This window comes from Barnesiella propionica (assembly GCF_025567045.1).
GTDB classification, from domain to species: domain Bacteria; phylum Bacteroidota; class Bacteroidia; order Bacteroidales; family Barnesiellaceae; genus Barnesiella_B; species Barnesiella_B propionica.
Map to the genome: position 1 here is coordinate 41,333 of NZ_JAOQJK010000007.1, position 25,845 is coordinate 67,177.

General features: G+C 40.4%; 18 protein-coding genes. 7 read left to right on the plus strand and 11 right to left on the minus strand.

The window, feature by feature from the left end; translation table 11 throughout:
- Positions 1-17: 17 nt before the first annotated feature.
- The 3 genes from OCV73_RS10365 to OCV73_RS10375 form a co-directional block, all read right to left on the minus strand.
- A complete protein-coding gene (locus OCV73_RS10365) occupies positions 18-1,583 on the minus strand; it encodes a glycosyltransferase (protein ID WP_147551937.1) in 1,566 nt (521 codons plus the stop codon).
- 788 nt (positions 1,584-2,371) lie between these two features.
- Positions 2,372-3,190 (minus strand): carboxymuconolactone decarboxylase family protein, encoded by an 819-nt coding sequence (locus OCV73_RS10370; protein ID WP_147551939.1) that lies wholly within the window; start codon positions 3,188-3,190, stop codon positions 2,372-2,374.
- 47 nt (positions 3,191-3,237) lie between these two features.
- A complete protein-coding gene (locus OCV73_RS10375) occupies positions 3,238-3,729 on the minus strand; it encodes a flavodoxin (RefSeq protein WP_262512947.1) in 492 nt (163 codons plus the stop codon).
- Positions 3,730-4,032: 303 nt separating this feature from the next.
- Between OCV73_RS10375 and OCV73_RS10380 the strand changes: the two genes are divergently transcribed.
- The 4 genes from OCV73_RS10380 to OCV73_RS10395 all read left to right on the plus strand — a co-directional run bounded on the left by OCV73_RS10380 (position 4,033) and on the right by OCV73_RS10395 (position 11,325).
- Complete coding sequence (locus OCV73_RS10380; RefSeq protein ID WP_147551942.1) at positions 4,033-4,929, plus strand: helix-turn-helix domain-containing protein; 897 nt, start codon at positions 4,033-4,035, stop codon at positions 4,927-4,929.
- A 425-nt stretch (positions 4,930-5,354) separates the two neighbouring features.
- Positions 5,355-7,559, plus strand: coding sequence for a sodium-translocating pyrophosphatase (locus OCV73_RS10385; protein WP_147551944.1), 2,205 nt, complete (start codon positions 5,355-5,357; stop codon positions 7,557-7,559).
- A gap of 229 nt (positions 7,560-7,788) precedes the next feature.
- Complete coding sequence (locus OCV73_RS10390; RefSeq protein WP_147551946.1) at positions 7,789-10,641, plus strand: T9SS type A sorting domain-containing protein; 2,853 nt, start codon at positions 7,789-7,791, stop codon at positions 10,639-10,641.
- 171 nt (positions 10,642-10,812) lie between these two features.
- The gene (locus tag OCV73_RS10395; protein WP_147551948.1) at positions 10,813-11,325 is read left to right on the plus strand and encodes a ferritin-like domain-containing protein; all 513 of its coding nucleotides are present in this window, start codon (positions 10,813-10,815) and stop codon (positions 11,323-11,325) included.
- Positions 11,326-11,444: 119 nt separating this feature from the next.
- On the opposite strand, the gene gltA is transcribed toward OCV73_RS10395, so the two are convergent.
- The 5 genes from gltA to OCV73_RS10420 all read right to left on the minus strand — a co-directional run bounded on the left by gltA (position 11,445) and on the right by OCV73_RS10420 (position 19,531).
- Complete coding sequence (gene gltA, locus OCV73_RS10400) at positions 11,445-12,914, minus strand: NADPH-dependent glutamate synthase (protein WP_147551950.1); 1,470 nt, start codon at positions 12,912-12,914, stop codon at positions 11,445-11,447.
- Between the two features lie 16 nt (positions 12,915-12,930).
- On the minus strand, positions 12,931-13,722 hold the full coding sequence (locus OCV73_RS10405) for a sulfide/dihydroorotate dehydrogenase-like FAD/NAD-binding protein (protein ID WP_147551952.1): 792 nt from the start codon (positions 13,720-13,722) through the stop codon (positions 12,931-12,933).
- A 119-nt stretch (positions 13,723-13,841) separates the two neighbouring features.
- Positions 13,842-14,738, minus strand: a complete 897-nt coding sequence (locus tag OCV73_RS10410; RefSeq protein ID WP_147551954.1) for an outer membrane beta-barrel protein — start codon at positions 14,736-14,738, stop codon at positions 13,842-13,844.
- Between the two features lie 13 nt (positions 14,739-14,751).
- Positions 14,752-18,279 carry a T9SS type A sorting domain-containing protein gene (locus OCV73_RS10415; RefSeq protein ID WP_147551956.1) on the minus strand — a complete coding sequence of 1,176 codons (3,528 nt, stop codon included), beginning with the start codon at positions 18,277-18,279 and terminating at the stop codon, positions 14,752-14,754.
- Between the two features lies 1 nt (position 18,280).
- Positions 18,281-19,531, minus strand: a complete 1,251-nt coding sequence (locus OCV73_RS10420; RefSeq protein WP_147551957.1) for a mechanosensitive ion channel family protein — start codon at positions 19,529-19,531, stop codon at positions 18,281-18,283.
- Positions 19,532-19,904: 373 nt separating this feature from the next.
- Between OCV73_RS10420 and OCV73_RS10425 the strand changes: the two genes are divergently transcribed.
- Positions 19,905-20,366 (plus strand): hypothetical protein, encoded by a 462-nt coding sequence (locus OCV73_RS10425; protein ID WP_317244121.1) that lies wholly within the window; start codon positions 19,905-19,907, stop codon positions 20,364-20,366.
- Here the strand turns inward: OCV73_RS10425 and OCV73_RS10430 are convergent, their stop codons facing one another.
- From OCV73_RS10430 to OCV73_RS10440, 3 genes are read right to left on the minus strand one after another with little or no spacing between them, the layout of a single operon-like run.
- A complete protein-coding gene (locus OCV73_RS10430) occupies positions 20,367-20,633 on the minus strand; it encodes a DUF4834 family protein (protein ID WP_147551959.1) in 267 nt (88 codons plus the stop codon).
- Positions 20,634-20,686: 53 nt separating this feature from the next.
- On the minus strand, positions 20,687-21,376 hold the full coding sequence (gene pssA, locus OCV73_RS10435) for a CDP-diacylglycerol--serine O-phosphatidyltransferase (RefSeq protein WP_147551961.1): 690 nt from the start codon (positions 21,374-21,376) through the stop codon (positions 20,687-20,689).
- A 19-nt stretch (positions 21,377-21,395) separates the two neighbouring features.
- Entirely contained in the window at positions 21,396-22,055 is a 660-nt protein-coding gene (locus OCV73_RS10440; protein ID WP_147552133.1) for a phosphatidylserine decarboxylase family protein, read from the minus strand.
- Between the two features lie 196 nt (positions 22,056-22,251).
- On the opposite strand from OCV73_RS10440, the gene OCV73_RS10445 reads away from it, so the two are divergent.
- Positions 22,252-23,175 carry an RluA family pseudouridine synthase gene (locus OCV73_RS10445; RefSeq protein ID WP_147551962.1) on the plus strand — a complete coding sequence of 308 codons (924 nt, stop codon included), beginning with the start codon at positions 22,252-22,254 and terminating at the stop codon, positions 23,173-23,175.
- Between the two features lie 196 nt (positions 23,176-23,371).
- A complete protein-coding gene (pheT, locus tag OCV73_RS10450; protein ID WP_147551964.1) occupies positions 23,372-25,834 on the plus strand; it encodes a phenylalanine--tRNA ligase subunit beta in 2,463 nt (820 codons plus the stop codon).
- Positions 25,835-25,845 lie beyond the last annotated feature (11 nt).

Here is a 25,845-nt window from a genome sequence, read left to right on the forward strand (position 1 = left end):
AGTTTGTGTTTTTGTGGTTAGATTTCAGTAATAAGATCTTTCAATGTGATTTGATCGACACGTTTTTTTTCCGGGTCTTTTTTTAATAGATGTTCATAACTGCTTTGTGATTTTTGGGTGTCTTCTATTTTGTAGAAATCATATTTTTTCTGTCTCATTTCTTTGGTTATGTTCCCGTAATGTTTTATTAATATAGGTACATGCAGGGCTCTTCCTCTGAACGGAACCGGTGCAAAATGAAGTTTGCCGCTTCTTGAAACAATTTGGCTGTGCCCGATATTTCTGAACATAAGATGTTTGGGCGACATTCCTTTCGCGGTAAAAGGATATTCTGAATTATAGGTGTTTTCATCGTCCCAAAGTTGAATTTGATTTATAAAGACCGAATCTGTATGTTCATCATTAATGAATGCGGAAAAGTTGGAGAATCTTTCGTCTATCAATTGGTCTACATCTATGTAACAAAGCCATTCGCATTTTAAAAAGGAGGCTATATCCAACAGCGTATTTCTGTTCTCCAGGTCATTAAACTCGGTGCGTTTCTTTTGAACTTTAATGACTATTTTTTCATGGTTGGCCAGTTCGTATGTTCTGTCCGTGCTTTCATCGTCCAGCCAAACGATCGCATCGAAATATGGAGTAATGTTATCTAAAAATGCATGGATTCGTGAGGCTTCGTTATAGGACTGAACCAGTAAGACCATTTTGAGATTCTTTTTCAGGGCCTTTTTATTGATCTTATATCTTAAAAAAGAGTTTGACAGATAATGATTCAATAATTCGAAAGCGTATTTATTATCGCTCCAGTCGTAAATGATTCTGTTAAAATCTTCTCCCCATGTTTCGTTTGGATTTTTCTTCGAAGGATATTGCCAATATTGTATGTGTTCGAGTGGCGTATCTTTTCTTTGGTTTACGATATCTCTTATTTTTTCTTCCCGATGTATCAGTTTAACAGCGTGCAGTATTAATTCTTCAATACCGGATAGCTCCAATCTCGCCCTTACGTTGTCGTCATCTCCTCCCCATTTGTTCAATGTTTCATCATATCCGCCTATGGCCTCAAGATATTTTTTTTGCACCATTATGCTACCATAAGGAAGAAATGGATAATTCTGAATATTATCTTTATTTATAGTATCTTCAAATGACGCAAAACAAACCGTACCTAAGGCATAGTGTTCCGGATAATATTCCAGCATTTCACGCATTTGTAAAATGGCATCGGTATAAAATTCCGATTCAGGAGAACATACCATAATGTACTTTTTCGTTGCATGTTTTATCCCTACATTTATGGGTTTAGAAGGATTGCGCCAGCCATGTTTTTTGTGGTTATATACTATTTTCCAGTTAACAAACGGATATGTTTTAATATAATCGATTAGTTCTTCCTTTTCTTCTTTGCAATCGAGTACTAAGACTACCTCTATACCATTCCGTTCAAAATATTTTCTGTTTCGGGGGAAAACGGTTTTGAATGCTTCCATTTTTTTATAAAAAGGAATCACAACCGATACATCTAAATTATTGATATAGTCAAGATGCTCTTGGAGCGTAAAAATGGAAGTGTGCTTCAACATAATGCGTAAATTATTAGATACAAGGTTTATAACTCGTTACTGGTAAATATGGGATGCGTAAAAGTATATTCTTTATATCAAGATTATAAATATAGAATAAAGCTATTCAAAAAAATAATAAAATCAAATATAATTAAAATCAATATTCTTCAATAAATATTAATGTACTGTTGATCAGGATGTAATATTTGTGTTTTATTTTTATAAATAGAAATAAAAGTTTTTATTTAGAAATAATTTGCAATCTAATTATTGTTTTTATATATTAAAATATATTTCACATCGCTCTGAAACGATTAAAAAAGTTTTGAACTAAATAGGAAAGAAACGAATATATTATTTATATGTTTTTCCGGATAAAGTATAATATACTTATTCTATTGGATTTTTATAAAATAAATTTTATTTAAAAAATGACAATCCCCAGCTGGGGACTATTTTGATTTTTAATGATGAACTCTTCTTTGTAGATGAAAGAAATAAAATAATTTTATTTCTGGTTTTTCGGCCGTTGGCTTTGTCAGTAGTTGATATATCGTGTATTCGCAGGCGTTGTCGATAATCATAGAGTTCAGTTGTGGCGGGATGTACTCGTTTAATTTTTTCCTGGAAATGTATAAGAGACCGATTTAAAAGTCGAGATATGAAAAGGGAGCCGCAGATAGGATGAGTAATATAAAAATAGCAACATGTGAAGTAAAGAACCGAATAAATAATAAAATAGTCGGATAATCATTTTGTCATCTGGCTATTTTATTAGGGTGAAAGACGAATTCTTTTATAAATGTTCAATTTGTATTTTTAATAATATATATGGCATTCAGTGCGTACGGAAAACCTATATAAGGCAGACATTGTATCATAGCAGCATAAAGCGTTTCTTTATTGTTCCCTGCTTTTATATTTCCGATAACGTGGCTCCTAATCTGTTCTCCCGTTCCCAAAGTTGCCAGGATGCAGAGGGTGAGCAATTCGCGGTCTTTTTTATCCAAAGTTCCTCGGGTATAAAAATCCCCGAAACAAACTTCTGTGAGAAAGTCAGATACGGCTATCCCCATTCTGTCAGGCAATGACCGTACATTCTTTTTGATTTCGTCGCCATACAAAGGATATTGGATTTCGTGTCCCTTTGTGTAGCGGTTTGATTCTGTTACTGTTCCTTGTTTCTCTAAAGGAAGGGAAATCCCTTTGCTCTTAAAAACTTTATTGATGGCTGAAATGGCGTTTAGTGTTTTAGGAAAGCCGATAAAAGGGGCACATTGGTAGATAGCTTCTCGTAATTCCAGAGGAGTTACGCCTGTGTGGAGAGCTGCGGATGCATGTGCTTCCAGTTGAGGCAAGGTTTGCATTGTTGCCAAGGTTACGCAAGTTATCAGTTCTCTCGTTTTATAACTGAGATTCCCCGTATAAAATACTTCTCCAAAAATAAATTTTTGAAGAATATCCATTAATTCCGGGTCTGTGCCCTGACCCGTTAATGCCTCTCCGCCGAATAATTCCGTGAAAGTCTTTTTGCATTGTTCAATTCTATCCATGTTTTTGTCGTTTTGAGCCTGTACCTGCAGGGTTATCCATGTAATGATTAATATGGTGATTGTTTTTTTCATAATATTTGATGTTTATATTCTGTATAATACATCTGTCCCGTCTTTTGTTATTTCTTAGCCAGATTGAGATCCCGTAACCATTTTCGGATATCGTTCCCTGAATTTTGTACAGAGGTTCCATATATGGTCAACCCCTTTAGTATATCCGATTGAGGACAGGCTTTTTTTATATCTGCTATACTATGGCCGAAGCCACTGCCGCCGTGAGTCATAAACGGAACGATTGTTTTTCCTGCCAGATCGTACGATGAAAGGAAAGATAGGACAGGAGGGGCGATAGTGCTCCACCAGCAAGGAGACCCTACCATGATCACATCGTAATCTTTTACATTCGTTAATTTCGCTTTTAAAGTTGGTTTAATACCAGCTTTAATATCCCGGCTGGCCTGAGCAGTACATTTTTCATAATCTGTCGGGTAGGGTTTTTCCGGTATGATTTCCCATATATCGGCTTGAACAGCTTCCTTTATCATATGGGCCATGGTGCGCGTGTTTCCGCTCCATGAGTAATAAGCAACTAAGATTTTTTTATTATTCATATTCTGAGCTTTGATATTAAATGAAAATATGGCTGATATAGCCAATATAATTGTTATTAGTCCTGCCTTTTTCATGTTTGTATGAAATTTGATAAATGATTATAGAATATTTATAGTGTTATTTTCAGATATGTTTGAATAATTCTTTTCAGCCGATCTTTTGTTTTACAAAATTATATGGTTTATGCAGAGGAGCTATTATATGGATTACAGATTGAGTGACCATTATTACTGTTTATAATCTGTTGATGTTCAGATTACTGAAAAAAATAATTATCTTTGTTATATAAAAAATAATGTATTATGGGCGAAATACGGAATATTGATACTGTGCATCAGTATAACTCATTTATGGGAGTAGAAACCCTGCATCCGTTGGTAAGTGTAATTGACTTCTCGTTATGTAAGCCCAGAACTTTTACGAGAAAGAATTATGGACTGTATTGTATTTTTCTCAAGGAATTGAAGTGCGGTGAATTGCGTTATGGACGGAGCAGTTATGATTATCAGGACGGAACGATTGTGGCTATTGCACCGGGACAAATATTCGGTGCGGAAAGCAACGGTGTGATGTTGCAGCCTAAGGGCTGGGCTCTTGTATTTCATCCTGATTTGATTTACGGAACAGAATTGGGGCGGACTATCCGGGAATATTCTTTTTTTTCTTATGATGCGAATGAAGCCTTACATCTTTCAGAAAAAGAGAGGGAAATCATTGTTGATTGTATGAAAAATATCTTCGCTGAACTTAACCGGGAGGTAGATAAACATACGAATCGTCTGGTTACAAAAAATATAAGGTTGCTGCTGGATTATTGTAGGCGTTTTTATGACCGTCAGTTTATTACACGGGATAAAGAGAACAAAGATATTCTTACGCGTTTTGAAAATTTACTGGACGATTATTTCAAAAAAGGAAAAGCCCAGGCGCAAGGGCTACCTTCTGTTTCATTTTGTGCGGATAATCTGTATTTGTCTTCTAATTATTTTGGGGATTTGATCAAAAGAGAAACAGGAAAGACGGCGCAGGAATATATTCAGTTGAGAGTGATTGATATCGCGAAGGAGAAAATGTGCGGTTCCGAATTATCGATCAGCGAAATCGCTTATCAGCTGGGCTTTAAATATCCTACACATTTTACGCGTTTATTCAAAAAATGTGCGGGAATGTCTCCGAGTAAATATCGTGTGCGGATTTAGATTGTTGATGAGGCCAGGTAAACATTTTATTTCTTGAAGAATCGAATATTACGTTTTTTTTCCGTAGTATTTGTCGGGATAAATGATCGGTTTTATAGGAAAAAGAGGGTGTATAATCTGATTTTAGGTTTGTGTGTTTATTAGTTCTGGAACAGGGTTTTTATTTTGGAACAAAATATCTCTTTGTTTCAAGGGTATTTATTCTTTTTCAGCACCTGATATATTCCGGAATTTATAATAGAATATACATGAAAGAGGCAGTATGCGACATTAGAATAATATAAGAGTGCTTTGGAAATATCTTTTAGGTTTTAAGTTATTTTTATGATAAATAATATTTACAATTAAGAAATAGCGATATATTTGTTTCGTATTTCGAATGTTGTAAAGAATTCATATATAATCATTTTTTAAATCTAATATTTATGTCAAACTTACTATTCTGGTTGGTTCCGGCCTCTTCAGCGTTGGCATTGTTTTTTGCCTGGTATTTTTACCGGCAGTTAATGAAAGCCGATGAAGGAACACCCCAAATGAAGAAGATCGCGCTGTATGTGCGCCGTGGTGCTATGTCTTATCTGCGTCAGCAGTATAAGATTGTAGGGCTGGTGTTTTTGGGATTGGTTATATTTTTCTCCATTATGGCATTTGGTTTCGGTTTACAAAATCATTGGGTGCCCATCGCTTTCCTTACAGGAGGTTTCTTTTCGGGACTTTCCGGTTATTTGGGAATGAAAACCGCTACCTATGCTTCGGCTCGTACAGCCCATGCGGCCCGTACATCGTTGAACGGAGGCCTTCGCATTGCATTCCGGAGTGGTGCTGTAATGGGATTGGTCGTTGTAGGTTTAGGGCTTCTGGATATTTCTTTCTGGTATTTATTGCTTGAAGCCGTTATTCCGGAGGACGTTCTGAATCCTGCACATAAGTTGTCGGTTATTACAACAACAATGTTGACTTTCGGCATGGGAGCTTCTACTCAAGCTCTGTTCGCACGTGTGGGCGGTGGTATTTATACGAAAGCCGCCGATGTTGGTGCCGATCTGGTAGGAAAAGTGGAAGCCGGTATACCTGAAGACGATCCCCGTAATCCGGCAACTATTGCCGATAATGTGGGTGACAACGTAGGTGACGTAGCGGGTATGGGAGCCGATTTATACGAGTCTTATTGCGGCTCCATTTTGGCGACTTCGGCTTTAGGTGCAGCGGCATTCATCGGTTCGGGCGATATTGATATGCAATTCAAGGCAGTGATTGCTCCTATGCTTATCGCTGCCGTAGGAATTATTTTATCTGTATTGGGAATCTTTTCGGTTCGCACAAAAGAAAACGCTTCTATGAAAGACCTGCTTAATTCACTTTCTGTCGGGACTAATTTAAGTTCTGCTTTGATCGTGGTTGCCACATTTGTTATATTATGGGCATTACAGTTGGAAAATTGGGCTATGATAGGAGGAGCTGTTGTTGTGGGACTATTGGTCGGTGTCGCTATAGGTCGCTCTACGGAATACTATACATCCCAGTCTTATGCCCCGACACGTAAATTGTCGGAGAGCGGAAAAACAGGACCGGCTACCGTTATTATTTCAGGTATAGGTTTAGGTATGATTTCTACTGCCATTCCTGTTATTTCAGTTGTTGCAGGTATCATCCTTTCTTATTTGTTAGCAGCCGGCTTCGAACTGTCGAATGTATCTATGGGACTTTATGGAATAGGTATTGCTGCCGTAGGTATGTTATCGACGTTGGGAATAACACTGGCTACCGATGCTTATGGGCCTATTGCCGATAATGCCGGAGGTAATGCCGAAATGAGCGGATTAGGAGAAGAAGTGCGTAAGCGTACCGATGCCCTGGATTCTTTGGGTAATACAACCGCTGCGACAGGCAAGGGTTTTGCAATAGGATCTGCAGCCCTTACGGGATTGGCATTACTTGCTTCTTATATTGAAGAGATACGTATAGGCCTCGCCCGGTTGGGAGAAACTGTTCTGACGTTCAGCGATGGCAGTACAGTAGTTATACATGAAGCAACCTTTTCCGATTTTATGAGGTATTATGATATTTCGCTCATGAATCCTACTGTCCTGGCCGGTATGTTTCTCGGTTCCATGATGGCATTCCTTTTCTGCGGACTTACGATGAACGCAGTAGGCCGTGCCGCGGCACATATGGTTGAAGAGGTACGCCGTCAGTTTAAAGAAATAAAAGGTATATTGACCGGTGAAGCCGAGCCGGATTATGAACGTTGTGTTTCTATATCTACGCGCGGGGCACAGCGGGAGATGGTATTTCCTTCATTATTAGCGATTATAGCACCGGTGGTTACAGGTCTTATATTCGGGGTGCCGGGTGTAGTTGGTCTGCTGACAGGAGGTCTTAGTTGCGGATTCGTATTAGCTGTATTTATGGCAAATGCAGGCGGAGCTTGGGACAATGCAAAGAAATATGTTGAAGAAGGCAATTTTGGCGGCAAGGGCGGAGAAGTTCACCGGGCTACAGTCGTAGGCGACACAGTAGGCGATCCGTTTAAAGATACGTCCGGTCCCAGTTTGAACATCCTTATTAAATTGATGAGCATGGTCGCTATCGTTATGGCAGGACTTACCGTTGCTTGGAGTTTGATATGAGAATTATTTTGTGTTTTCGTAAAAAAAGCATCCATTAATAGGATGCTTTTTTTATATGTCTTTTTTTCTTATGTGTTTTAGATTTTGATTTTTGGTAATATTATTGGCTTATTTTCTTGTTAAATGAAATATTTTTTGTGTTTTTTGTAATAAAATAATAGCATGTGTAAAAAAAGTAATATCTTTGTATATATATTCATTGCATTTATTTAACAAAATCACGTTGTTTATGAAAAAATCTTTACTTTTTGGAGTTATGTGCCTTGTGTCGCAAGTCCTATGGGCTGCGACTGACGTAACTATTTACGGTTACAGGAATTATCAAGGAGAGTTACCTTCGGCTTATGTTGCCGGACCTGCAAAATTTAGTGCTGGAAATGTTTCTGATGTAGTCCTCATTACGGATCAGACTAAGTTGGGACGTATATATGCAGGGGAATATGTAAATTATAGGTGGTATGCCCAGACGACGGTAAGCGGTTTTCAGTCTAAACCTGAAAATCTGGTGGAAATTGATATGATAACAGGCGAACGGAGCGTGATAGCTCCTGCCTCCGCCCAGTTATACGACATGACTTATGATTATACGACACAGACCATGTTTGGAATTTTGTCCCAGGGAGATAATTTGGCAACAATAGATATTAAAACCGGGAAAGTGACTAAAATAGGAGATTTTCCTGCTTATGCTTACGCTATGGCTATTGCGTGTGATTTGGATGGTACTTTGTATATGATAAGTATGCAGGATACCTTATATAAAGTCAATAAGGAAACCGTCGCTTGTGAAAAGGTCGGTTTTTTAGGGGTGAATGTCGCTTATACCCAGTCCATGTGTTTTGACCATAATACACATACATTATATTGGCAGAATGCAGGCGATTATAATTTATATACCGTGGATCTGACTACCGGGAAAGCTACCCAGGTGGGGAAGGTTGGAAAAGGTGATTCTATGAGCAGCCTTTTCATCCCTTATATTAATGTAGCTAAAGGAGCTCCCGACCGTGTGCAGTCCAAAACGGCTACAGCCGATAAGACGGGATTGAACAAAGTTACCGTTTCTTGGACGAATCCTTCCGAAGATGCTCAGGGAAATGAACTATCGGAGTTGACAAAAGTTATTATATACCGTAACGGCGTTGCAATTCAGGAAATTCCGGTTACAACGGCTGAAATAGGAAAAGCGGCTAATTGGACGGACGAAACCGTATCGGCCGGAAAATATGTATATAACATAGTATGTGAGAACAGTAAAGGAGTAGGAGGTATGGATGATCGGGAAATGACTGTTTATGTGGGTTTGGATATTCCGGGTGCAGTGAAGGATTTTAAAGTCGTTTCCGGTAATAAACAAGGCCTCCTTACCTGGAGTATTCCGTCAGAGGGCGGAACCGGAGGTTACTATGATTCTTCTAAATTAAGCGGATACAAGATAACTCGTAACGGAATTTCGACTCCTGTCGTATTGGACGACCCTTCGGCTACTTCATATACCGATGCCTCAATAACTACCTGGGGTAAATATACTTATACGATTACCCCGTTTAATGAAGCCGGCGACGGGATTGCTACCACTTATCCCGAGGTTATGATTACTCCGTCCGATATGATTATTATGAATAACGAAGTGCGTGAAGTATCGGACGGTAAATTTTATGATACCGGAGGCCCTTATAATGATTATATGAATGCTGAACGTGTGGAAATGACCTTAAAGCCGGCAATTCCAAATTCCGCGCTTCTTATTTCATTCTCCTCTTTCAATGTTGAATCGGGTGATTATCTGGAGGTATATGACGGAATTTCAACCAGTGCTCCCCTTATTGGTAAATTCACAGGCGAGGCTGTCACCGACCAAATGAAAAAATTGGTCCCTACTAATCCTGACGGAGCGTTTACGTTCTATTTTTATTCCGATGTAATAGAACATAAAGCTGGTTGGGTTGCTGATGTAAAATGTGTGGAACGTAAAGAAAAAGACTTGTATGCCGTTTCGGTTGCAGGAACTTCTTATCCTTCAGCAGAAGCCGTTTCGGATTATGAAGTAACCGTGAGTAATTTGGGAACTTCGGATATTGCCGGTACGGATTATCGGATACAATTAATTGATGAAAATAATAATGTGCTGGCAACTGCGGACGGGACGGATATTGCTGCCATGGCGATGAAAAAAATAACTGTTCGTTATACTCCGGATACCGAAGGGAAGAAACAGATTCATGCTCATATATCGTTCGATGCTGACGAGAATACGGAAAATAACGATACGGAAACTATGGATATAACTATTCAGCCCAAAGGAGCCGTAAATGTTATTATTGGTACAGGAATCAATAATATTGGTATGTTCCCGGCTTGTTTTTTTGACGATTACAGTTTGTCCGAGATGATGGTACCCGCTTCTCAAATTAATATAAGCAGTGGGGAAATACGGCAAATCTCTTTCCCGGTAGCCGTAACGAATAGTTATAATTCGATGGATATAAAAATCTGGATAACGGAAACAGATAAGGAAAATCTAACGGAAGGTAATATTTTTGCATCAGATATGAAGTTAGTATTCGAAGGCAAATCTTCATTGCCACCAGGGAATTATGACTGGGCGTTTAATTTAGACAATCCGTATAATTATTCGGGGAAGAATTTAGTAGTTCTTGTGAGTAAAGCGGGAGCGGAAACTAATAATATGGGGGTTCTTTTCCATTATACCAGTTCTCCTGCTATTATGACCTGGTCGACCAGTAACTATGAACCCATCGATCCCGATGTGCCTATGGGAGAGTATGATTATTTCAATATGATTGCCGATATGAAACTGCTGATGATTGATAAGACCGACGGTGTGGAATATGTGCGTGGAACAGGAACCGTTGCCATGCCTAATCCTTTCAGCGATGTTATCTATCTGAAGAATTGCCATTCAGCCCGTGTTACGATCATGAATATGTCAGGAGCTGTAGTTAAAGATATGGTTGTAGACGGAGGCACTATCGATACGGAATCTTTATTACCCGGAGTCTATTTTGTAAGTGTTACAGTAAATGGCAGAACTACGGTACAGAAAATGATAAAAAAATAAAACTATATTTGCAGTAATTACGGCCCTGTGTTTATACCGGACACAGGGCCGCTTTGTATAGGTATATAATTTAGCGGTTTATTCTTTTATTTTTCCAACCGTTTTTCGAACAAATAAAAAGCCCACATGTTATACTGTCATAAAATGTTTAATTTTTAAATATATAAAATTATGGCAAAAGAGAGTGTTTCTATTTTAAAAGGTAAAATAGATGTCGCCAAAGTTCTTGACGAACTGAATGTAGCTTTATCAGAAGAATGGTTAGCTTTTTATCAATACTGGGTAGGTGCTTTAGTCGTAAAAGGTGCTATGCGCGCTGATGTACAAGGTGAATTTGAAGAACATGCAATGGAAGAGTTCGCACATGCCAAGTTATTGGCCGACCGTATTATCGAGTTGGAAGGTGTACCTGTAATTGACCCGAAAGAATGGTTTAATTTGGCGAAATGCGCTTATTTGCCCCCTACGGATTTCGATTCCGTAAAATTGCTGACCCAAAATGTCGCATCGGAACGTTGTGCTATTCTCCGGTATCAGAAGATTGCATCTATGACAAACGGACTTGACTTCACTACTTGCGATATAGCCAAACATATTCTTGCGGAAGAGGAGGACCATGAACAAGATTTGCAAGATTATCTGGATGATATTGCCCGGATGAAAGAATATGTAAATAAAGGATAAAACTCGGATTGTTTTTTATAGGAAAGGAGCTCGATACTAATGATGTATCGGCTCCTTTTTGTATTATTATGGGGATGTTTTTTCCCGGTAGAAAAACTCTTTTTTATAAAATAGTATCGTTATTTGTTGAGGTATTCGTGCATGGCTGCTGCTGCTTTGCGCCCGTCCCCCATAGCGAGAATTACGGTTGCGCCACCTCTTACGATATCTCCGCCGGCAAAGATATCTTCGACACAGGATTGCATATTATCTTCATTGACGACGATGGTTCCTTTTTTACTTACTTCCAGTCCTTTTACGGAATTAGGAACCAACGGATTGGGAGAAACCCCTACGCTTACTATTACCTGGTCTACATCAATCACTTCTTCTGCGCCTGGTACCGGTATTGGACTTCTGCGTCCTGAAGCATCCGGTTCTCCCAGTTCCATTCTCTGGAGCCTCATTTGTTTTACGTGTCCGGTTTCGTCGCCGATATATTCTATGGGATTATGCAATGTGAGAAATTCCACTCCTTCTTCTTTTGCATGTTTTATTTCTTCGATACGGGCGGGCATTTCTTCTTCGGAACGACGGTAAACGATTATAGCCCGTTCAGCTCCTAAGCGTCTGGCTGTACGGACCGAATCCATAGCCGTATTTCCTCCCCCTATAATGGCAACTCGTTTTCCTTTGATGATAGGAGTATCTGAGTCCGGATCCGCTGCTTCCATCAGATTTACGCGGGTAAGGTATTCATTACTGGACATAATACCGATGAGGTTTTCTCCCGGTATATTCATAAAACGGGGAAGACCGGCTCCGCTGGCTACGAATATTCCTTTAAAGTCCATTTCATGCAGATCGTCGTATGATAAGGTTTTTCCTATAATGCAGTCTTTCATGAACTCTACTCCCATTTTCCCCAGATTGTGTATCTCTACGTCTACGATAGAATTCGGGAGACGAAATTCGGGTATCCCGTATTTCAGCACGCCACCTATTTCATGTAATGCTTCAAAGACGGTTACGCTATATCCCAGTTTTGCCATATCTCCGGCGAATGCCAGTCCGGCAGGCCCGGAACCTACGACGGCGATCTTGATGCCGTTTCGGGATTGGATAACGGGAACCGATATTTGTCCGCTTTCCCGCTCATAGTCGGCGGCGAAACGTTCGAGGTAACCTATGGCAACCGCATCTTTTTTGAGCTTTTGGGTGTAGAAGCATTTAGATTCGCATTGTTTCTCCTGCGGGCATACGCGGCCGCATACGGCCGGTAAAGCGCTTGTTTCTTTTAAGGTCTTTGCGGCTTCGAGAAATTCTTCCCGTTCGATGTTCTTGATAAACTTAGGTATATTGATCTCTACCGGGCAACCGGTCATGCAGAGCGGATCGGGGCAATCGAGACAGCGTGATGCTTCCACGACAGCTTGCTCCCGTGTAAGCCCTTGGTTTACTTCTTCATTGCAGGTTATACGATATTCCGGGTCCAGTTCGTTCATCTTAACCCGGGGAATATCTGTTCTTTCTTTATTCTTTTTACTTTTACGCAGGGCTTCACGCCAGGTTTCGGCGCGTAGTGCTGCCAGTTCTTCTTTGGTGCTCATGTTAAATCCGTCTTTATTATTCAACGCCTTTGTATGAAGATAACCTCATCAGCATTTCATCGAAATCTACTTGATGGGCATCGAATTCAGGCCCGTCAATACAAACAAATTTTGTTTTTCCTCCTACAGTTATCCGGCAGGCTCCGCACATGCCTGTACCGTCTACCATGATCGTATTAAGAGAGGCCATGGTAGGAACATTATATTTTTGAGTAAGCAGTGAAACGAATTTCATCATAACGGCGGGTCCTATAGTTACGCATAAATCTACCTTTTCTCTGTTGATGACATCTTCTACTCCCTGTGTTACGAGTCCTTTCCTGCCGTAAGAACCATCGTCGGTCATGACAATTACTTCATCGGAATATTTTTTCATCTGTTCTTCCAGGATTACCAGCTCTTTTGTTCTGGCAGCCAGTACGGTTATTACTCTGTTTCCGGCTTTTTTGAAAGCTTCTACTATAGGTAATAGCGGAGCTACTCCCACACCTCCTCCACAACATACTACCGTGCCTAATTTCTCTACATGGGTGGCTTGCCCCAGAGGACCTACCACATCGGTAATATGATCGCCGGGATTGAGGGCGCAAAGTTTCGATGATGATTTTCCGATGGCTTGTACGACCAAGGTGATCGTTCCTTTTTCAATGTCCGCTTCGGCTATAGTAAGAGGGATGCGTTCCCCTTTTTCTCCCACCCGAACGATCACAAAATGTCCTGCTCTGCGTGATTTTGCTATCAGCGGAGCTTCTACGACAAGTTTGACTACTTTCTCGGAAAAGTGTTCTTTCGCAATGATTTTGTTCATTATTGTGTAATTTCTTATAAGATAACTCTTAATTTTCTTGCATAATGCAATAATTTACAAAAGTATGCAATTAATTTGATATTTTTGCTAACTTCCTGGAAAACTTCAATATCCGTTTATTATTTTAAGGGTATATTCCATTGAATCTTTATTCCTGCCGAGAGAGTTTGCGTATTTCCTGATGTTTGTATAATTCCGTTATCAAGGTGATATTGCGCTCCTGACAAAGAATGTTGTATAGGGTGGCTTACGTCTTCTACTCTGTATTCCAGCAAAGGATTTTCCTTTTTTCCTTTATATAAGTGCGTGAACCCGTAATCGATATAGGCCGATAGATATAATGATTGTTTTTTAGTTATATTACATTTAAAACCTGCTTCGGCTGTGAGTACTGCATTCACCTGCAAAGAAAAATGATTTTTTACGGATATGTCATTTACAGTGCCGAACCCATGGCGCGGAAGGTCGGTATATGTGCAATCTTCATGAGGGAAATAACCTTTTGTTGTACGTGATGAGGCTGTTGTCCGGTAATGGCCGGAGAGCGGTACGCCTAATTTGGCTCCGATGCCTGCAAAATAACGTTTCTCTTTTCCTATGAAATAGCGGAATAAAACAGGTATTTGCAGATAAAGCGCTTCTCTGTATTCTTTCATATTTTCATATTCGGCCATATAGATGAATTTGTTCATTTCATTTGTTTCTTGTTCGCTCCCGGTAGGAATTGCATCGGAGTATGTTTCATAAGAGCTCTTGATGGAGGGGAAACGGATAGATGAATTATAAAAGGATATTTCTAATCCCGAAGATATTTGCCAACGGTTATTCAGGTTTCCGTTAAATCCTATCCCTATGTGGCCACCGAATCCTACGGAGTTCTCTCCTCCATGAACGCGACTGTAAATGGATGTCATTCCCGGTTGTCCCCAAAAGGATAACTCGAATGGTTTTCCGGCTGATGAAGCAAGCCAGCCGATGGTCAGGAATATCAAAATTATGGTGTACTTTTTTCTCATCTCTTTTTTCTTTTCAGTAAACGATTACTTTAAAGTCAAACCTTTTTCCTTGTTCCGTTTCAATATGTATAATATAATTACCCGGAGTCGAGGATACTACGAGAGGGGTGATTTTTCCTACGGCATATAAAGATTGTTCGGTTATTCCCTGGGAATTTATAACGGTGATAAAAGCATGTTTCTTCGATTCTTCTTCCATTCCTATGTATATCTGCAATACTTCTCCTGCCTTTATCGGATTAGGATATACCGATACCCTGTTTTCGATAGATTGCAGGCTTTTTTCACAACTGCTGACGGTAAGTCCGTTATCCGTAGTCAATTTTACATAATACAGGTCGTCGTAGCGGTTTGCTTTTTCTATAGGTATGGTAAGATATGATTTGTTTTCTTCGGGAATAAGTTCACCGTTGCAAAACCATTCGTATCTTACAAATTTAACACCTCCGTTTTTTTCGGGCTTATTGACTACGGTGAGAACGTCGTCCCAACGTTGTATAATAGAGGACTGTGGCATTTGTGTGACTTGCAGATGATAATTACAGGTGTTTTCTCCATCCGCTGAAGTTATTTCCACATCTATGGGGAAACTTCCCCCTGTAAGCATATTGAGGGTATAACGGTTCGTATTTTCCCCTTTTATTTTTATAAAAGCGTCCTGATATCCGTTTGCCTCTATGACGGTTTGTTTCAATTCGCAATCTACTACGATGTGATAGTTGGTACTGTCTGGTGAGATGTACACCTCCTGACCGTTGATCCGGAGAGCATGGAGCGTAGCGTCATTGCATTGGGAATTGTCTGGAGCTTTTATTGTGAGGATGTAATTTTGTATATTTTCTCCGCTTTCCGATATAATTTCAATTTTTAATTTTCTCTTTTCCCCCGGAACGAGGGTACAATTATAGTCCCGGCTGTATTCGCCTTCGATTGAAACAGTTGCGTTTTCGTGTGCTTCTATATTTATATCCGCTGCTAAAAGCCCGCAATGTGTTGTACCTTCATATTCATACGGAGATACGGATGACGGGTTCAATATCTCTCCGTTCAGAGTAATCTTGCGGATAGAAGCATCGAAGCTCTTGTTACTTAAAGTGAAGTTAACGGCAGATGAGTTGCGTAAAGTATCCTGGGGGAAGACGGCCATAACATAAAATGAATGTTTCCCTGGTTCCAGACCGCTTATTTCAATGTTGTTGCCCGAGATAAGTGTATCGGTACAGCTTTCTCCGTCGATAAAAACTTTATATCCGCTGGGTAACGGTATATTATGCGGGAGTGAGGAATATGTATTTTGTGGAGTTTCGGTTGTTCTCGCTTCTGCACTACCAGTATAAGAAAGGGTCGCGGCTAATAAAAAGTTTTCCCGTACGTCCTGGTTCTCATTGTAAAGTGTCGTCCATTTTCCTTTATCGGTGAAGATGATATTCCCTTTACCATCGACGTATTCCGATTTACTCAACATAGCCGGATTATTTCCGGTGAAAGAATTTACCCGTATTCCTATGAACAGAGGTTCTTCGTCATGAATAACGAATATGGAGTCGGGGGTGATCGTTTGTAATGTATTGTATTGTAAATTGTTAATGTGTTTCAAATACCGGTTCTTTCCCTGTTTTATGACCAAGGAGTATTGAGCCCCTTCTACCGGGAAAAACGTCACATCCCGTATGTATTGTCCCGTGACGGGCGACAGTTCTTCTTCTCCCCATACATGTCCGAATGTGCAAGGAGCGGACATTTTTATACTTTTGGAGGGAACTATGTTTCCCCAGGAAATAGTTTGGGAACAGTCAGGAGGAGTCCAGCTGATAAAAACCGAATTCTCCTGACTTCGTTTTATCTGTAGATTTGACGGCGGTTCATATGGGATGATTTCGGTTGCCACCTGATTTGTCGGTTCGGATATATGATTTCCGGAATACTCGGCTCGTATTTCATAAAAATATCTTCCGGGAGGTAGTCCCTTGTCGGTATAACTGAGACCGGTGGATTCTCCGGCCCTAACGTAATTCCTGTATATAATATATTTGGGGGGTAGGGAGGTCGAGTTTGGAGCTTCCCAGGTAAGGAATATGTTTTCACCTTTTTTTTCTTGCTTCAGGTTGACCGGGGGAAAAGCGGGAAATATATTTCTTTTACCGTCCAGTATTTCCTTTCCCGATTGGAGAGGATCGAGATAGATATCCATCCGTTCGTTATTGTTACTTCCTGCCTTGTCCCAGTGGCAGTATAGTTTCCCGAACAGGTTGATTCCGGCTTCTTCACATGTGGCGTCTCCTCCTGTCAGTGTTCCTACGATTCGTTTGTCCTGATTAAAAAGGGGGGCTCCGGATGAGCCTTGTTCAGTAACTCCGAAGCCGTTGATCGTAGAGGAGAATGAAATGTTCCAGTGTCCGTTCTTAATGGCCGTTCCGGCATCGCTTTTCCAACTGTAATGTTCTGCCGGATGAATAAATGTGGATATTTTTTTTACATCGCCATTCGGATGGTGGATACATACACCCGAAACAGCCGGAATATCTCTTCTGTCCCATCCGTTAAAATAGATATCCAGATTCTCCGGGATATCCCGGTTAAGCATCAGCAGCATACCGTCGCTTCCTCCTCTGAGGGAGGACGAAGCCAGAAGTTTACATCCCGTTATCGTATGATAAGGGGCTATTCTTTCATCCCTGCACCGGATATGTTCGTAATTGAAATAAAATATCCATTGTTTCATTTCTTCTTCTGTCGCTTCTTTTCCTACCTGAGAATACAGACAATGCTGAGAGGTAAGTATATAGGGCTTTTTATCTTCGGCCGTATTGTTGATCAGGCTTCCGGTACACAGATATGTATAGGCGCCTATACGCATAAGTTGTTTGCATACCCCGCGTTTTTCTTCTTGCCATTCGTCTCCTTCTTCACAATTGATATCGACCATGCAATTACCCGAAGGAGAGAGAGATGACCGGGTTATTATATTTCTGTCGTACACATATCCTATTTCTTCGATTTCTATGACCGGGTCTTCTTCGGTAACCGAGACTTGAGGATAATTATATTCCAGTATGACTTCGTCGCCTGCTACGAGTTCGGTAGCGAAAACTCCTCCATCCGGATTGGAACTGTGGGTATAAGCTCCCAGCAGCTGAGAATGCTCTTTGTCGTAAATAAATAATTTGCCCCCGGCCGGAATATAAAAATTACGGTAATATAATATGATGGCCTCTGCCTTATAAGCAGATAAATGTAACCGGTAAATCTTTTCTCCTTCCGGTAGGATTGTTTTTTGTCCGTCATGAATCAATGATACTCCGGCTGGTAAAAGTGCGGCAATACGTCTGGGCTGATCCTGTACCGGGTTATTCTGGTCGTCGGCCAGCAGGTCGGCCGGAGAGAAAGGTACGTAGACATCATATATACCGGTATGTTCACGGCTTATATCCTTTACCGGATAATTGAAACTGGCCGGTATATTCCCTTGTGCCCGGGCCGAAAGAGCCTGGAATAAGAGGATTGCAGATAGGAGTAAGTATGTACGGTATGTTACATTCATTTTAATTGTCTCGTATATATTTATTCAGGTCGGCACCGGTCGGGGACTGGAATATGCGCAGTTCGAATTCCGGTACGACAGCGATAATATGGTCAAACAAATTTGCCTGTATGCGTTCATATCTCTTCCATTCTTTATCTTTTGAGAACAAATATACTTCTACCGGCATTCCTTTATCGGTCGGTTGAAGATACCGTATCATATATAACAGATCGGGGTTTACCTGCGGCATTAGACTTATATATGTTTCCAGATAAGCCCTGAAAATACCGAGATTGGTTAATCGTAATTCGTTTACGGCGTAGAGGTTCCCTTCTTTGCGGGCTTGTTCCGATCTATCCAGTTGTTCTTCTATATATTCTTGTGCGAGCGGATTTTGCCTGAATTTATCGATCATGTCCTGAGTACAGAATTTCACCGTGTTCATATCTATGGATATGGAACGCATGATGCGCCGTCCTTGAGACTGTTCCATATTATGCCAGTTAATGAACGATTCCGATACGAGTGCGTATGGAGGAATGGTGGTAATACTATGGTCGAAATTCTGGATCTTTACGGTATTCAGGGTCATATCGATTACACGTCCGTTAGCTCCGTGTTTGACCGATGTAATCCAGTCTCCTTTTTGCAGCATGTGGTTTGCCGATAATTGAATACCTGCTACGAATCCCAGTATGGTGTCCTTGAAAACGAGCATCAGTATAGCGGCCGAAGCACCTAAGCCTGCGAAAAGTCTGCTTGGGGACTTATCAATAATTATACTGATAATGAATATAGCTCCTACGAAAAAAAGAATTACCTGCAAAGTTTGTATTGCTCCTTTTATAGGACGGTTTCGCATATTCTCATTATTTTCGCCCAGGTCGGCTATAACTTTGAATAGCGAATTGAAGAAGTTGATAACACAAGCCGTTATATATACCAGGCATATCCTTTTCAGGAAGATGAGTGTCCAGCTCGTTTCGGGAAAGACGGCAGGAAGCATCAGGTATACAAGGGTTGCGGGAATAATATCCACAAGCTTGTTAAGGACTTTACGATCGTAAAGATGATCGTCCCAGGTAACTTTCGTATTTTTAATCAACCGGTAAACGATAACGGACAGGAAGGAGCGGCATATAAAATCGGTAAGTACCGCAATTGCGGCAATGACAGCCATTAGTATTATCTGCTGTGTTACGTCTGTCTTGGCAGGGTCGAAGTTCATCCAGATTAGTAATTGCCGCATCCAGTCGTTTACATTATCCATATATATTCTCTGTAATAAAAATTAAAAACGAAGATAAGTAAAAATGATTATTTCATGAAAAAGTAAGGCTATTTAATTTTTTCTCTTATGATGTATAGCATCATGCAACAGGTGGTATGTCTCTTTTATTTTGTGTGGATATAAGTTCTGTTTTTCGGATATGGAAGATGTAAAGTGATTTTTGTAATTGTTTCTTGAAGTAAATAATTACATTTGCATCAGTAAAGAAAAATTTCCCGACTATTATATTGATCTCCGCTTTCATTGGAAAGGGGCAATACGGTCGGTAGTCACGGTTTAACCCGTGTGTAATAGTTTTTCAATGAACAAACATTATTTATGTAAAATCTGTTTTTATAAAAAAGGATAACTTATGGAAGAGACCGGGCATACCACACAGGAGAATACGATTGAAACCTCATCGATCCTGACGGAGGAATCTCATAGGAAAAGTACGTTCGCCAAAAGATTCCGAAAAGGGCTGAGAATATTAGTAGTGCTGTTGGTTCTCGCATTGGGAGGATATATTTATGTACATTACTTTTACGTATTCGGCTCCGGTGTGAAAACGGGGACATTGAATTATGTCGTAAAGAAAGGGTATATTTTCAAAACATACGAAGGTGAGCTGATTATGACCGGTTTACAATCCAAGGTTCCCGGTACGATACAGTCAAATCAATTTATCTTTTCCGTCGATAATGACAAAATGGCAGAAGAACTGATGAGAATGGGGGGACGAGATGTTGAGCTGAGCTATAAAGAATATCTGGGAGCGCTTCCTTGGAGAGGCTACAGTACGTTTATAGTAGATAGTATATTATCTGTAAAATAATTATTTTTCTTCGGATTCGGTTTCTTTGATTTCTTCAAATTCGATATATTCCCCTTCGGTCTTATCGAATACTTTTTTCCGTTTCTTCTCGTAAGTATACCAGTGGTTTTGTTTTTGTCTCGGATTTTCTTTCGTTTGTCCTGATGAGGTGTAACGGGTGGTTCTTCCTCCGAATAAAAAACGGTATATGATGTGCAGTACTCCTAAAAGGGGAAAGATAAAGATCGCCAGAATAAAGATAAGAAGCAAAGAAATAATTCCTCCCATAGTTGTATATAGTTATAGTGTTATGAATAATAGAACAAAAACCGTTCCGTTTTTTATTTGTTCTTTCGGGCTGTAACGACGGAAAGAACGATATAAAGTCCTATGGAAGCAGCCAGTCCGCTGATACCCAACAAGGAAACTAATATGATTGTTCCTGCGATAAGAAAATATCGGATGTAATTATCTTTAAATGACAGATTTTTGAATTTTAAAGAAAACATGGGAAGTTCCGATATCAACAGATAGGAAAAAACAAGAATAAGAGCTATTAACAGAATGAGGGAAATATGATGCTCCAAACCGTAAAAACAGATTCCGATCCAGAAAATGGCATTAGCAGGAACCGGAAGACCGATGAACGATGTGGCTTGCCTCGTGTCGATATTGAATTTTGCCAGGCGTAGTCCGGAAAATACGGGAATAAGGAATGCAATAAAAGGTATTAAAGATGTGAAACCCTCTGAAACGGGCTGGTATTGTTCCATGGATTTCATAATAAGAAACCCCGGTGCCACTCCGAAGCTGATAAGGTCGGCCAGAGAATCCAGTTCTTTTCCCAATGGGGAGTAAGCTTTAAGCAAACGGGCCGTCATTCCGTCCATAAAATCGAATACCGCCGATAAGCCTATGAAAATAGCAGCTGTGCCGAAATTTCCGTTAAATGCGGCATAACAGGCGAAACATCCTGACAGAAGATTAAGGCAGGTTATTGAATTGGGAATATTTTTTATAATGGAATTCATCTTGTTTTTGGTTAATTCGTTATTTTAACCGGGCTATGACAGTCATGTTCCCTACGGTCTTTTCTTTCAGGGAAACAAGTATTTCGCTGTCGATAGGCAGAAACAGGTCTACCCGTGACCCGAATTTAATAAAACCTACATGTTGGTCGATATGACATTCTTCTCCCGGTTCGGCGTATGTCACTATGCGCCGGGCAAGGGCTCCTGCGATCTGGCGCATCAGTATTTCTTCTCCTCCGGGAGTTTTTATTACGACCGTAGAACGCTCGTTGTCGGTACTGGACTTCGGTAAATATGCGGCCATGAATCTGCCGTCTTGGTGATGTACGTGAGTAACGGTTCCGTTTACCGGAAACCAGTTTGCATGAACGTTGAATACGGTCATGAAGATAGATACCTGAATGCGCTTGTCATGAAAATACTCGTCTTCCAGAACTTCTTCCAGAGCTACGACAGTACCGTCGGCAGGAGCGACCACTACATTTTTCGTGTCGCCTTTAAAATGCCTTTTAGGCGACCGGAAGAAATTAAGAATAAGAAGATAAAATATGATCGAGAGAGATATAATCGTATATGCTATCCATATAGGTTGCAAAAACATGTATACAGGCAAGTTTATAGCAATCAGTATGAGTAGAAGTATAGTTAAAATATTTTTTCCTTCCTGATGTATTTTCATTCTCATAGGTATTGGTTATAAATAAAAGCTTACAAATGTAATAGTATTTTGTGTAATGACAAAACTGGCATCTCATTTCTCAGCCGGAACTTATTTTGCGGAGAAGAATTATTCCGATATTTGAGTCCCGATACAGCTTGTTTACGGTAAATTCACTATATTTGTAAGTTTTTTTACATAACCATAGATATTCTATATGAGACAAACAGGAAAAAATGGGAAAAGGACTTATCGCCGAACTTCCCCGGATGCGATTAAATTTTTTAAAGTAACGGAACACAGTCTGTTGCTGGAATTCCTGTTGAAGACGTTGAGTGATAAAAGCCGTACGACAGTGAAATCTATCTTGACTCATCGTCAGGTAGCCATCAACCGTACGCCTACTACCCGGTACGATGCTGTAGTACAGCCCGGAGATGAAGTGATGATCAATTTTGAAAAGGGATTTAAAGAGTTTAAACATTCCCGTTTGCGTATCGTATATGAAGATGAGTGTATCATCGTTGTGGATAAAGGTTATGGCTTGCTTTCCATGTCTACGGACCGGATTAAGGATAATACCGCATACCATATCTTGAGCGATTACCTTAAAGAACAGGATCCTTCAGCACGTCTTTTTATTCTTCACCGGCTGGACCGGGATACTTCGGGCCTCATGATGTTTGCCAAGAGCCAAGGAATACAGGAGCAGATGCAGCGTAACTGGAGTAATATCGTATTGGAACGGAAATATGTTGCTGTAGTAGAAGGAGAGCCTGAAAAGAAAGAGGGTGAAGTCCGTTCTTATCTGGCGGAAAATGCGGCTTTCCAGGTATATACGACAAATAATCCCGAGGAAGGGCAGCTGGCAGTTACAAGGTATAAAGTATTGAAGAGCAACGGCCGCTTTTCGCTGGTGGAGTTGAATTTGCAAACGGGACGTAAAAACCAGATACGTGTACATATGAAAGATATAGGACACAGTATAGCCGGGGACCGTAAGTATGGAGCTAAGGGTAGTCCTATCGGACGACTGGCGTTGCATGCATCTAAATTGAGGTTCGTTCATCCCGTTACGCGTCAGGAGATGAATTTTGAGACTGTTATTCCTCAAAAATTTATATATCTGGTAGCAGAGTGATGGCCTGAAGGGTAGAGCCGCCGGATGCTTTAGCCGGGAAAAATCCCTATTTTTAGCTATCTTGTTTATAGATAACAAAAATAATCTTATTACCTTTGGCAGGTTTTATATAGTTAGCTGTCTGCCGGCAGAATAATATAAGAAGAGAGGTATATGCCCTCTTTGTTGAAAAGATAATAATATAACACATAAAGATATGAATATCTCTTATAATTGGCTGAAAGATTATTTGGATTTTGATCTTACTCCTGAGGAAGTCTCTGCAGCTCTTACTTCTATTGGCCTCGAAACAGGCGGAATTGAAGAGGTACAGGCGATTAAGGGCGGATTAGAAGGTTTGGTCATCGGAAAAGTGTTGACGTGTGTGGATCATCCCAACAGCGATCATTTGCATATTACGACGGTTGATTTGGGCGACGGAACCCCTACTCAGATCGTTTGCGGTGCTCCCAATGTAGCAGCCGGACAGCATGTTGTGGTAGCGACTGTCGGAGCTGTTTTATATGACGGTGAAGACAGTTTTACTATTAAGAAATCTAAAATACGCGGAGAAGAATCGTTCGGAATGATTTGTGCCGAAGATGAAATAGGTATAGGTACTTCTCATGACGGTATTATCGTTTTACCGGATACGGCTGTGCCCGGAACCCCGGCAAAAGATTATTATAATGTCAAGAGTGATTATATACTCGAAGTCGATATCACGCCGAACCGGATAGATGCTGCTTCCCATTACGGAGTGGCACGTGATCTTGCCGCTTATCTTATACGCCATAAGAAAAACGGAAATTTGCGCAGACCTTCGGTCGATGCGTTCAAAGTCGATGTTCCTACCGGCGGTATAGAAGTAGAGGTACTGAATACGGAGGCTTGTCCGCGTTATGCCGGAGTGACTGTCCGGAATGTGAAAGTACAGGAAAGTCCTGAGTGGCTGCAGCAACGGTTACTTTCAATCGGACTTCGTCCGATAAATAATATTGTGGACATTACCAATTATTTATTACATTCAATGGCCCAGCCTTTGCACTGTTTCGATTTGAAACATATAAAGGGAGGGAAGGTTTTTGTGAAGACATTGCCTGAAGGTTCTAAATTCGTGACTCTGGATGAAACGGAACGGACTCTTTCTGATAAGGATCTGATGATATGCAACGCAGAAGAGGGCATGTGTATCGCCGGTGTATTCGGAGGACTTAAATCGGGTGTAACCGACGCTACGACAGATGTATTTCTTGAGGCGGCTTACTTTAATCCTATGTGGGTACGAAAAACAGCCCGCCGTCATGGACTGAATACCGATTCGTCATTCCGTTTCGAACGGGGAGTGGACCCGAACAACACACTTTATGTATTGAAATTGGCGGCTCTTATGGTAAAAGAGCTCGCCGGAGGACAGATTTGTGGCGATGTTGTAGATATCTATCCTGAAAAGATAAATAATTTTCCGGTAACATTGAGCTATGATAAAATCAATACGCTGGTAGGAAAGGTAATACCGGAAGATATAGTAAAAGATATCCTCCGCAGCCTTGAAATAGAGGTGTTGAAGGAGCAAGACGGAGTTCTTGAATTGAGCGTGCCTACTTATCGCGTGGATGTTCAACGGGATGTGGATGTGATAGAAGATATATTGCGTATATATGGTTATAATAATGTGGAATTTACCGATTCGGTTCATTCTAATCTTTCTTATAAAACATTTACCGACGAGAGCCACCAGTTACAAAATTTAGTTTCGGAACAACTTACAGGTTGCGGATTCTATGAAATCATGAATAATTCTCTGACATGCGGTGCTTATTATGATGAACTGGTCTCTTATCCCCGGAAAAATAGTGTTGCATTGTTGAACCCGTTGAGCAATGACCTGAACGTAATGCGTCAGACATTATTATTCGGAGGGTTGGAGAGTCTGGTTCATAACATTAACCGCCGTCGTCCCGATCTTCGTTTCTATGAAATAGGAAATTGTTATTATTATAATGCCGAAACGGATGACAGCAAAGATGCAACGGCTCGTTTCCGTGAGGAGAAACATCTGGGCCTGTGGCTTACCGGCAACCGTGTTTCTGGCAGTTGGGCTCATGCTGATGAAAAAAGCTCCGTATTTGAATTGAAAGCTTATGTGGAAAATATTTTTGCACGTCTCGGAATAGAAAAGAATAACCTGGTGGTTTCGCAAGTGTCCGACGATATATTCCCGGCGGCTTTGTGTATAACGAACCGGGGTGGTAAAAAAATAGGTATGCTGGGACTCGTCTCGAATAAAATACTTAAAAAATTCGATATTGAGGCAGAAGTCTCTTATGCGGAATTAAATTGGGACATATTGATGAAAATGTCTGTCAGAAATAAAGTGAATTATACCGAGCTGCCCAAGTTTCTGCCCGTAAAACGAGATCTCGCATTACTGGTTGATCATTCGGTGACATTTGCTGAAATTGAGAAAGTGGCATTTGACAGCGAACGTAAGTTATTGAAGGAGGTTTATCTGTTCGATGTATATGAAGGTAAAAACCTGGATGCCGGTAAAAAATCGTATGCTGTTTCCTTTATCTTGCAGGATGAAAATAAAACGCTTACTGATAAACAGATAGAGGCTATCATGAATAAGATCATTATGAACCTTGAGCAGAAGCTGAATGCCAGATTGAGATAAACAACAATTAA

Bases quoted from the DNA above. Each gene is read 5' to 3' on its own strand.
- OCV73_RS10365 (WP_147551937.1), bottom strand. From the start codon at position 1,583: ATGTTGAAGCACACTTCCATTTTTACGCTCCAAGAGCATCTTGACTAT.
- OCV73_RS10370 (WP_147551939.1), bottom strand. From the start codon at position 3,190: ATGAAAAAAACAATCACCATATTAATCATTACATGGATAACCCTGCAG.
- OCV73_RS10375 (WP_262512947.1), bottom strand. From the start codon at position 3,729: ATGAATAATAAAAAAATCTTAGTTGCTTATTACTCATGGAGCGGAAAC.
- OCV73_RS10380 (WP_147551942.1), top strand. From the start codon at position 4,033: ATGGGCGAAATACGGAATATTGATACTGTGCATCAGTATAACTCATTT.
- OCV73_RS10385 (WP_147551944.1), top strand. From the start codon at position 5,355: ATGTCAAACTTACTATTCTGGTTGGTTCCGGCCTCTTCAGCGTTGGCA.
- OCV73_RS10390 (WP_147551946.1), top strand. From the start codon at position 7,789: ATGAAAAAATCTTTACTTTTTGGAGTTATGTGCCTTGTGTCGCAAGTC.
- OCV73_RS10395 (WP_147551948.1), top strand. From the start codon at position 10,813: ATGGCAAAAGAGAGTGTTTCTATTTTAAAAGGTAAAATAGATGTCGCC.
- gltA (WP_147551950.1), bottom strand. From the start codon at position 12,914: ATGAGCACCAAAGAAGAACTGGCAGCACTACGCGCCGAAACCTGGCGT.
- OCV73_RS10405 (WP_147551952.1), bottom strand. From the start codon at position 13,722: ATGAACAAAATCATTGCGAAAGAACACTTTTCCGAGAAAGTAGTCAAA.
- OCV73_RS10410 (WP_147551954.1), bottom strand. From the start codon at position 14,738: ATGAGAAAAAAGTACACCATAATTTTGATATTCCTGACCATCGGCTGG.
- OCV73_RS10415 (WP_147551956.1), bottom strand. From the start codon at position 18,279: ATGAATGTAACATACCGTACATACTTACTCCTATCTGCAATCCTCTTA.
- OCV73_RS10420 (WP_147551957.1), bottom strand. From the start codon at position 19,531: ATGGATAATGTAAACGACTGGATGCGGCAATTACTAATCTGGATGAAC.
- OCV73_RS10425 (WP_317244121.1), top strand. From the start codon at position 19,905: ATGGAAGAGACCGGGCATACCACACAGGAGAATACGATTGAAACCTCA.
- OCV73_RS10430 (WP_147551959.1), bottom strand. From the start codon at position 20,633: ATGGGAGGAATTATTTCTTTGCTTCTTATCTTTATTCTGGCGATCTTT.
- pssA (WP_147551961.1), bottom strand. From the start codon at position 21,376: ATGAATTCCATTATAAAAAATATTCCCAATTCAATAACCTGCCTTAAT.
- OCV73_RS10440 (WP_147552133.1), bottom strand. From the start codon at position 22,055: ATGAAAATACATCAGGAAGGAAAAAATATTTTAACTATACTTCTACTC.
- OCV73_RS10445 (WP_147551962.1), top strand. From the start codon at position 22,252: ATGAGACAAACAGGAAAAAATGGGAAAAGGACTTATCGCCGAACTTCC.
- pheT (WP_147551964.1), top strand. From the start codon at position 23,372: ATGAATATCTCTTATAATTGGCTGAAAGATTATTTGGATTTTGATCTT.